This is a genomic window from Microcoleus sp. A2-C3, assembly GCF_036706065.1.
Taxonomy (GTDB): domain Bacteria; phylum Cyanobacteriota; class Cyanobacteriia; order Cyanobacteriales; family Microcoleaceae; genus Microcoleus.
This window is the reverse complement of record NZ_JAUBVX010000101.1, coordinates 1-7,785: the sequence shown is the minus strand read 5'-3', so window position 1 is coordinate 7,785 and position 7,785 is coordinate 1. Positions and strand designations below refer to the sequence as shown.

The 7,785-nt window shown below is 44.8% G+C and carries 8 protein-coding genes; 2 read left to right on the top strand and 6 right to left on the bottom strand.

Features of this window, described 5'->3' with window-relative positions; translation table 11 throughout:
• Positions 1-87: 87 nt before the first annotated feature.
• The 6 genes from QUB66_RS29235 to QUB66_RS29210 form a co-directional block, all read right to left on the bottom strand.
• Positions 88-1,812: a DHA2 family efflux MFS transporter permease subunit gene (locus QUB66_RS29235; RefSeq protein WP_265239474.1), complete on the bottom strand. Its 1,725-nt coding sequence runs from the start codon at positions 1,810-1,812 to the stop codon at positions 88-90.
• Between the two features lie 112 nt (positions 1,813-1,924).
• Entirely contained in the window at positions 1,925-2,560 is a 636-nt protein-coding gene (locus tag QUB66_RS29230; RefSeq protein WP_332970689.1) for a TetR/AcrR family transcriptional regulator, read from the bottom strand.
• Positions 2,561-3,714: 1,154 nt separating this feature from the next.
• On the bottom strand, positions 3,715-4,131 hold the full coding sequence (locus tag QUB66_RS29225) for a nuclear transport factor 2 family protein (RefSeq protein WP_265240093.1): 417 nt from the start codon (positions 4,129-4,131) through the stop codon (positions 3,715-3,717).
• A gap of 164 nt (positions 4,132-4,295) precedes the next feature.
• A complete protein-coding gene (locus tag QUB66_RS29220) occupies positions 4,296-5,258 on the bottom strand; it encodes a pyridoxamine 5'-phosphate oxidase family protein (protein WP_332970688.1) in 963 nt (320 codons plus the stop codon).
• A 34-nt stretch (positions 5,259-5,292) separates the two neighbouring features.
• Positions 5,293-5,892 (bottom strand): glutathione S-transferase family protein, encoded by a 600-nt coding sequence (locus QUB66_RS29215; RefSeq protein ID WP_265240095.1) that lies wholly within the window; start codon positions 5,890-5,892, stop codon positions 5,293-5,295.
• A 33-nt stretch (positions 5,893-5,925) separates the two neighbouring features.
• Positions 5,926-6,639: an SDR family NAD(P)-dependent oxidoreductase gene (locus tag QUB66_RS29210; RefSeq protein ID WP_265240096.1), complete on the bottom strand. Its 714-nt coding sequence runs from the start codon at positions 6,637-6,639 to the stop codon at positions 5,926-5,928.
• On the opposite strand from QUB66_RS29210, the gene QUB66_RS29205 reads away from it, so the two are divergent.
• Positions 6,638-7,090, top strand: a complete 453-nt coding sequence (locus tag QUB66_RS29205; protein ID WP_265240097.1) for a transposase family protein — start codon at positions 6,638-6,640, stop codon at positions 7,088-7,090. The genes QUB66_RS29210 and QUB66_RS29205 overlap by 2 nt on opposite strands.
• 96 nt (positions 7,091-7,186) lie before the next feature.
• Positions 7,187-7,785: transposase (locus tag QUB66_RS29200; protein WP_332971307.1), on the top strand; the 599-nt coding region annotated here is incomplete at its 3' end.

Genomic DNA, 7,785 nt, shown 5'->3' with positions numbered 1-7,785 from the left:
TTTTTTTATTGTCACAATCAATCATTGCATATAATTATATCATAATAAGTGTAGATAATGATTTAGGATTGCTATAAAATCAAACAATTAGTGAACAGCAGGTGCTTTGGCTCCAGTGCCTCCCTTGCCGAGAAACAGCAGCAATGGCAACGAGCAGAGAAAGATAATGCCGACAAAGCGAAAAATGTCTGCGTAGGATAGAACGGCTGCCTGCGTATTGACTAATTGGGAGAGCGCGGCGAGGGCTTGTTGTTGGGCAGTTGCGGCATCAGAACCGCGACTCTGAAACACACCAGTGAGTGCATTGAGCCGCTCAGTTGTTTCTGGATCGTAAGGCGTTAACTTTGCCAACAAAATAGCTCGATGAAAAGCCTCTCGCCGAGTCAGTAATGCGGTCAGAATAGCAATGCCAATACTACCACCGAGCTGACGAGTCAAGTTATAGAAGCCCGATCCAGCCGATACATCTTCTTTGGGGATGGAACCCAATGTTGCCAAACTCAGGGGCAGGAACATCAAAACCGTAGTTGCACCGCGCCAGATTAGGGGCCAAAACAAATCATCTGTTCCGGTTTGGGGCGTGATTTTTGCCAGCTCGAACATGACGGCTGCCGTTCCACAGGCTCCCAGCGCAATTAAAATGCGGGCATCCACCTTAGTCGAAATTTTGCCCAATAAAACCATTATGATGGCGGACGCTAAAGCTCCTGGAGCGAGTAGAAATCCGGTTTGCATGGCCGAAAATTTCAGCACGCCTTGAGCAAACAGCGGTACAGCAAACAAGGCTCCGTACAACCCCATGCCCAAAATACCAGAGTAAAGGCTACCGGCTGCCAGGGATTTATGCCGCAGAACGCGCAAGTCAACTGCTGGTGCTTTTGTGCTGAGTTCTCGCCAGATGAACAAAAACAGCCCCATAACCGCCAGAAACGCCAGAAGCGTAATCCAACCCGATTCAAACCAGTTTTCTTTTTCCCCTTCTTCCAAAAATGCTTGCAAACTACCTACCGTAATACACAGCAGTGCAATTCCTGTCCAGTCCACTTTCTTCTGGCTCTGTCCGTGTTGCTTCGAGTCTGGTCGGAGAAACACGATCGCCATGATGACAGCCACAATACCGACCGGCAAATTGATAAAGAAAATCCAGCGCCAGCCTAACGTATCGGTCAGATAGCCGCCTAGCGTGGGGCCAATAGCCGGGCCTGAAATCACCCCAACTCCAAACACCGACTGCGCTAACCCCTGTTCTGCTGGGGGAAAAGTTTCAAACAGAATCGCTTGCGCTTTTGCCAACAGTCCGCCTCCGCAGAAGCCTTGAAGAATTCGAGCTCCCACTAGCACCGGCAGGTTGATGGATAAACCGCATAACATCGAGGCGGCTGTGAACCCGATCATGGAAAAGACAAAGTAGGTTTTCTTGCCGAAAAAGTCCCCCAACCAAGCAGAGAGCGGAATCATCACAACGTTGGCGATCGCGTAACCCGTTACGACCCAAGCAATTTCGGTCACGGTTGCGCCTAATGTCGCCTGCATATCTGTTAAAGCAACGTTCACAATGCTGGTATCAATGACTTCTAGAATGGCTCCTAAAGAAGCCGTCAGGGCGATCGCCCACTTGAGCGGTCCCTGCACGTACCCGGCTGCATCATAGGGAGATTGTTTCAATTTTTTTAATGGTTTTGCTCGCTTTTGTTGAGCGTTTTGTTGAGCGTTTTGTTGGTGTTGAGGCTCAGACTCTTCCAAATCGGTAAAACCCTGAATATCAATAGAATCTGGTTCAGTTGTATGACTATGTATTTGAGGGCGTTTCATTTTTAGTCTCTATTTTTGCGATCGCAAAGAGGCAGGTGCTTCGCACCACCGCAACGGGTTAGGATGCTTTAATCTGGAAATGCCAAATTCATACGAAAATTGTCAAGAATCTTCATTCTGGAGACGAAGTACGACTTACAGAAGACGCTGCTGTGCTAACTCCCCGCACAAATAAATCCACACACCCTTCGATGTATTGTTTACGGCTATAGCCCCGGTTTACTTGAGAAACATGGCGGCGAATCATACCAGAGAGCAGCATTCCCGTCAATTGATCTACTGCCAGTGGCAGGTCAACATTCGGACGAATACTGCCACGTTCAACACAGGTTTGTAGATAGGAAATTAGTTTTTCACGTAGCGGTAAAAATGATGCCTGAAGCACCTCCAGTGCTTCTATCGGATGTCGATGAGCTTCACCAATAAACATCCGAAATAGAGCTTCGTACTCCTCCAGCATTTCGTCGTGGAGCTTTGCATAATGCAGGAGATCGCGGCGTAGGTCATAAGTCCATTCGTCTTGATGCGCCAACGCCTCCGTCCGCAATGCTGTAATGTGGTGGGCAACCGCACTCAACACTTGCTCTTTGCTCTGAAAGCGGCGAAACAAAGTGACTTCACTCACATCTGCAACACGAGCAATTTCACGAGTTGTCGCTCCAACGTAGCCTTCTGTAGAGAAAACTTCAATCGCGGCTTTCAACAGGCGATCGCGGGTTTCTGCTGCACTTCGATTCGTTCTACTCATTTCAATTAATGTAAGCACTAACTTACATATTCTAGGCCGCCAAAGAGCTGTAAGTTCAGCATAAAGACGGATTTTTGAAACATCTCGGGTGGAATTACGCTCAGATGCCGGGAAACTAGAAAAAGTCGTCGCGCCAGGAAACTAAAGCTCGCAGCAAGAAACCCGGTTTCTAGAGTAGGGCTTGCTGAAAAAGCCCACAAATCGAATCTAGGCGCCAAACAGCTTGAAAAATGGGAGATTCGGAGATGGGTTCCCAAATTTACTCCACAATTTTTCACCGAAATCCAAGGATTTTGAGCCAAAAAACGTCATAACCTTGCACTTTTTTGTGTTTAAAAATCTTGAAACCATTGGCAGTAAAAGCTTCTAGTTCTATTCAGCAAGCCCTAGAGTAAAGCCGAGAGGTAGAGTTGAGGGAGTGTTGCCACTCCACCTTTTTTGTTCCAAAACCATGCTTGCGATTGTTCACCGGACAGGTTAATGCGGTGAAAATTCCGTCAAAAGCCTTATCTGTAGCCTAAGAGCGAAACTTGAGCTAAAAAAAGATGGGCCAAAATTCACTCATTCGCCCTATTCAGTAATTCTGTGCGTACCGAGCTGTGCGATTACGTTAAGAATTTTAGAGTTCTGATTGCCAGTCTGGATAGACATATCCGCAATCTATTAAAGCACGTTTAAATTTAAGCGTTTTTAGCTAAACAGAGCTTGAAACGTAAGGATTCAGGTCAAAAAAATTGCCGCTTTAACGCTTGTCTGGCAAGGTTTTCATGGCAAAGTAAGGGCTTTTTTCTATATCTATGCACTGTCACTCTTATGACGATAAATCACATTTTTTCCTCATCTATTGACCAATACTTCGGACAGTTTTATGCATAATTAAATACCTAAAACCCATACTGGCTATAGTATGTACTATTTTTTTAAAGTTTAAGTTTAGCCTTAAGTTTGAAAAAAAGATTAAAAATGCGAAGGCTTGCACTGTAAAGCTTACAGAGGCTTTAAAAAACTGTCCGAAGTATTGTTGACAATAAAGATTAATTTAGCATCAAGCTACAGATCTAAAGTCTTTCCCCAGCAAGAAGTTATCTTACCTGAATCCTTACCTTGTGACTTATTTATGCCTTCTCTTATTCCCCAATCTTAGACCTGAATCCTTACGTGCGAAACTTTCGTTCAGATTCTTGGATGGGTAAATCATTAATGCAGGCAAATCGACGCATCATTAGACCGTTATCAGCAAATTCCCAGTTTTCATTACCATAGGAGCGATACCAGAAGCCAGAATCATTGTGCCACTCATATTCAAATCGCACCGCAATCCGATTATCCATAAAGCACCAAAGCTCTTTTTTCAGGCGATAGTCTAGTTCTTTCTCCCATTTGTGTTTGAGAAATGCTTTGATCGCGGTTCGTCCATTCAGAAACTCCGATCGATTCCGCCACTCAGAATCTTCGGTGTATGCTAGGGAAACTCGCTCTGGATCGCGGGTATTCCAGGCATCTTCAGCAATTTGTACTTTCGCTAAGGCAGTTTCTACGGTAAATGGTGGGAGAGGGAGTTTAGCTTCCATAAAAGTTGGTTTGTAGATAAGTTAATCAAGATTGGTTAGTGTCAAGAAGTTTTCGGCACTGGCAAATTGCAATTGTGAAATACTTTGGCTGTAAGGCTTTAAAAAATTAAGTTTCTTGGTGGCGAAAACTTCGTGACACTAACAAGATTAAATAAGCCATTCCCTCACCAAGAACCTGTGGGATCTAGGAAAGGTGAGAATGCTGGCGATGACCAACGCAGTGGGAGGCTACCCTCTACCCGATAGCCACGATCGAGGTGGAAGCGAAACAATCGCTCTGCTCCCTCGTAGTCATTGATTTGGGCCCCTTCCCAAATCACTTCGGCTGTGCCAGTAAGGTAAAGCAGGTTGCTCCGCTCAAAATCCACAAATAGTAGTCCTGCACGAGGATTTAACTCTAGGTTGCCAAAGGTATTAAATTGACAATTACCAGAGAAGTCGGGAACGGTCAGTGTATAGTCATCGTCTAGCCGCACAAAGCCTGGTTTGCCACCGCGATGAGAAACATCTACCCCACTAGCAATGCCCGCCGATGTGTTTTGATAAGCGGTTGCAATGAAGAGGGTGTCAGCGATCGCGATCGCTGCCCGTTCTTCCGATCCAAGCATTTGGAATTGATGGATCGATCGCGGTGTTGCTGAATCTTGCTCAATTAGCTCAAACATCCGAGCTTGAATATATTTGGGACAGTTGCCAAAGCTTTGTCCCACTTGCACTTCAAAGCGATCCGAGTCAATTGCTGTGACAGTACCATTCACACGATTGCGACGACGGGTATGGAGTTCAATTCCGAGCAAGCCGATATCGATGCGATCGGCAAGAGTATTTGTGAGAGGATCGCCAAACAGGGGCTTGGCGGCAACCTGCAAGGTGCGATCGTCTGGTGAAGACAAAAAGCCCGGTTCCCCTACCAGAATTGAAGCCCAGGGGCTACCTGTCGCATCCACCGTGCCCACAATTATGTAAGGAAGTTGGGGGAAGAACTGCCGAAATTGATCGGGCAGATATTCCCGAATCATTTGTCGTCCTTGCCTATCCATCTTCGCCTGTGTACCCATTCGGCCTTGAATTGCTAGTTCACCCGGATGAAACGGCGATTCGGTTCTTGTCCAGCCTGGGATTGCCATGTGTTACCTCTCTTCTTAAGATGTGTTGGTTCACCTACATTCCTGCCATTGGGATATAGCCAGGGAGTTGTTTGATGCGATCGATCCAAGTCAGGACATTGGGATAGGGTGCGAGGTCAATCTTGCCATCGTCCGCCAGAGCAACGTAGGGAAAAACTGCGATATCGGCGATCGTCGGGCGATCGAATTCTAACCAGTTTCGCGTACTCAAATGTTGGTCTAATTGAGTCAGGATATTCTTTGCTTGCTGGTGTGCCCGTTCGATATTGATGTTGGTAACCCCAAACAAATAATAAAGTCGGGAATGTTCAGGGCCCTGGCGAATTTCTCCAGCAGTTGTCGATAGCCAGCGAACGACTTGAGCCAACGGGAGTGCATCCAACGGGAGCCAACTATCGCCGCCATACTGCCGCGCCAAGTACACCAAAATAGCTTGAGCATCCGCTAGTTTGGTATCGCCATCGATCAACAGAGGAACTTGACCAAATGGATTGAGGGCAAGATATTCCGGCGATTTTTGTTCGCCTTTCATCACATCCACTTTGACCCATTCATATTCGATGTTTAACAGTTCCAGCAACAGTCTTGGTTTGTAGCTGTTACCAGACATTTCGTGACCGTAAAGCTTAATCATGATGTTTCTCTTTTGAGTGTAAATATGAGTGATTTAGGAAAGCCCTATTCCCTGCTTCGCATTGGCGGTGGAAGCCTGCCAGATATCTTCAAATCGCTGATATTCTTCGATATCTGAAGAAAGTTTTTGGATAAGCCTCGGCAATGCTCTGGGACCGATCGCTAGGTGAATGGGTGGGTCAGGTAATTCCACAACTTTCAACATTGCCTGAACACCCATCGCTGCATCACCACGAACAGATTCAGCGGAATACTTAGCCATTTGCTCTCGAAGGAAATCGTACTCTGGCATCGGATGAGCTGAAATTAAAGAACGGTCTTCAAAGTCAGTAGCAAAGCCTCCTGGCTCAATGACTATAACCTTGATACCAAATGGTTTAAGTTCCTGCGCGAGGGACTCTGAAAGACCTTCAACTGCAAATTTAGAGGCATGATAAAGTCCCAGTCTTGGCACTGTCATCCGTCCGCCCACTGAAGAAATGTTCAAGATATGACCGGAACCTTGTTGTCTGAGAAGGGGGATGACTACGCGAGTCACATTCAAAAGACCAAAGACATTGGTTTCAAATTGGTTGCGAATTTGCTGATCGCTCACTTCCTCAATCGCGCCCATTAATCCATACCCCGCGTTGTTCACGAGTACATCAATTCTCTCGAATGCCTCTAAACCACTTTGCACAGCAGGGGTCTTCTGGGTTTGAGGTGTAAACTGTATAATATATGAACTTTCTGCTAGAGCGTCGCTCATGGATTTTCATCTTGACGGATTACTCAATTTGCCAGACATTACGATTGAAAGATGTATTAAAAATGATACAAAAACAATTCTAAAAGTTGGTTTTTTGACTGATCATGCTACTTGCCCTCACTGTCAACAGTCCAGAGATGAACTCCATCAGATTCGGACAATCTTGATTCGAGATTTACCGATTTCAGGTCAGTTAATCGAATTGGAAATTCCTCGTCGCCAATACTACTGTAACAATTGTCAAAAATATTTCACAGAGCAACTGTGTTTTGTTGATGAAGGTCGGCGCTATACTCAACGATATGAGGAGTATATTTATCACCGTGTTCAGGTGACAACGGTGGAACAGGTAAAACGAGAGGAAGAATTAAGTTGGGCTCAAGTTCAAGGAATTTTCAATCATCAGCGATTGCAAGTAAAAAAGTCTCATGGGGAGCGGTTAAACGTCTGAGTATCGATGAAATCAGTATGAGAAAAGGGCATCAAGATTTTGTGACTGTAGTCTCCGATATTGACCAAAGTCAATTGATTGAAGTTATCGATAGTCATGAACAGCAAACAAATTATGGAAATCCTTATGCAGCAACCGATTGAGGTTCATGAACAGGTATCAGAAGTGAGTGTAGATATGTGGGGTGGTTTTCCAAAAGTGATCCAAAAAGTTTTTCCGAATGCGATTGTAGTGTATGACCGATTTCATGTGATGAAATATGTGAATGAGGAATTGAATAAAATCCGAATACAAAGCAATATTAAAGGAAAAGGTAGCAGATTTATTGTCCCGAAAAATGGTGTAGATTTAAAAGAAGAGGAACGGATTAAATTGGCTACAGTTTTAAGTCAATCTAAGCGTCTTAAGCTTGCCTATGAATTGAAGGAAGAATTCAGAGAGATTTTTGAAAGTCATCATAGTGTGGAAGAGGGGAAAAAATTACTGCTTGAATGGATTAAAAAAGCACAATCGATTTACATTGATACCCTAACCATGCTTCGCAATCATATCGATGGAATTTGTAACTATTTCTTGAACCGAACAACGAGTGGTGTGATGGAGGGAATCAACAATCGCCTCAAACTGATTAAACGTCAAGCCTATGGATTTGTTAATTTTGACAATTTTCGAGCTCGACTATTAGCTTGCTTTTC

What these genes read in the sequence shown, in the direction of transcription:
- QUB66_RS29205 (WP_265240097.1), top strand. Translation starts at nt 6,638, where the DNA reads ATGGATTTTCATCTTGACGGATTACTCAATTTGCCAGACATTACGATT.
- QUB66_RS29210 (WP_265240096.1), bottom strand. Translation starts at nt 6,639, where the DNA reads ATGAGCGACGCTCTAGCAGAAAGTTCATATATTATACAGTTTACACCT.
- QUB66_RS29215 (WP_265240095.1), bottom strand. Translation starts at nt 5,892, where the DNA reads ATGATTAAGCTTTACGGTCACGAAATGTCTGGTAACAGCTACAAACCA.
- QUB66_RS29235 (WP_265239474.1), bottom strand. Translation starts at nt 1,812, where the DNA reads ATGAAACGCCCTCAAATACATAGTCATACAACTGAACCAGATTCTATT.
- QUB66_RS29220 (WP_332970688.1), bottom strand. Translation starts at nt 5,258, where the DNA reads ATGGCAATCCCAGGCTGGACAAGAACCGAATCGCCGTTTCATCCGGGT.
- QUB66_RS29225 (WP_265240093.1), bottom strand. Translation starts at nt 4,131, where the DNA reads ATGGAAGCTAAACTCCCTCTCCCACCATTTACCGTAGAAACTGCCTTA.
- QUB66_RS29230 (WP_332970689.1), bottom strand. Translation starts at nt 2,560, where the DNA reads ATGAGTAGAACGAATCGAAGTGCAGCAGAAACCCGCGATCGCCTGTTG.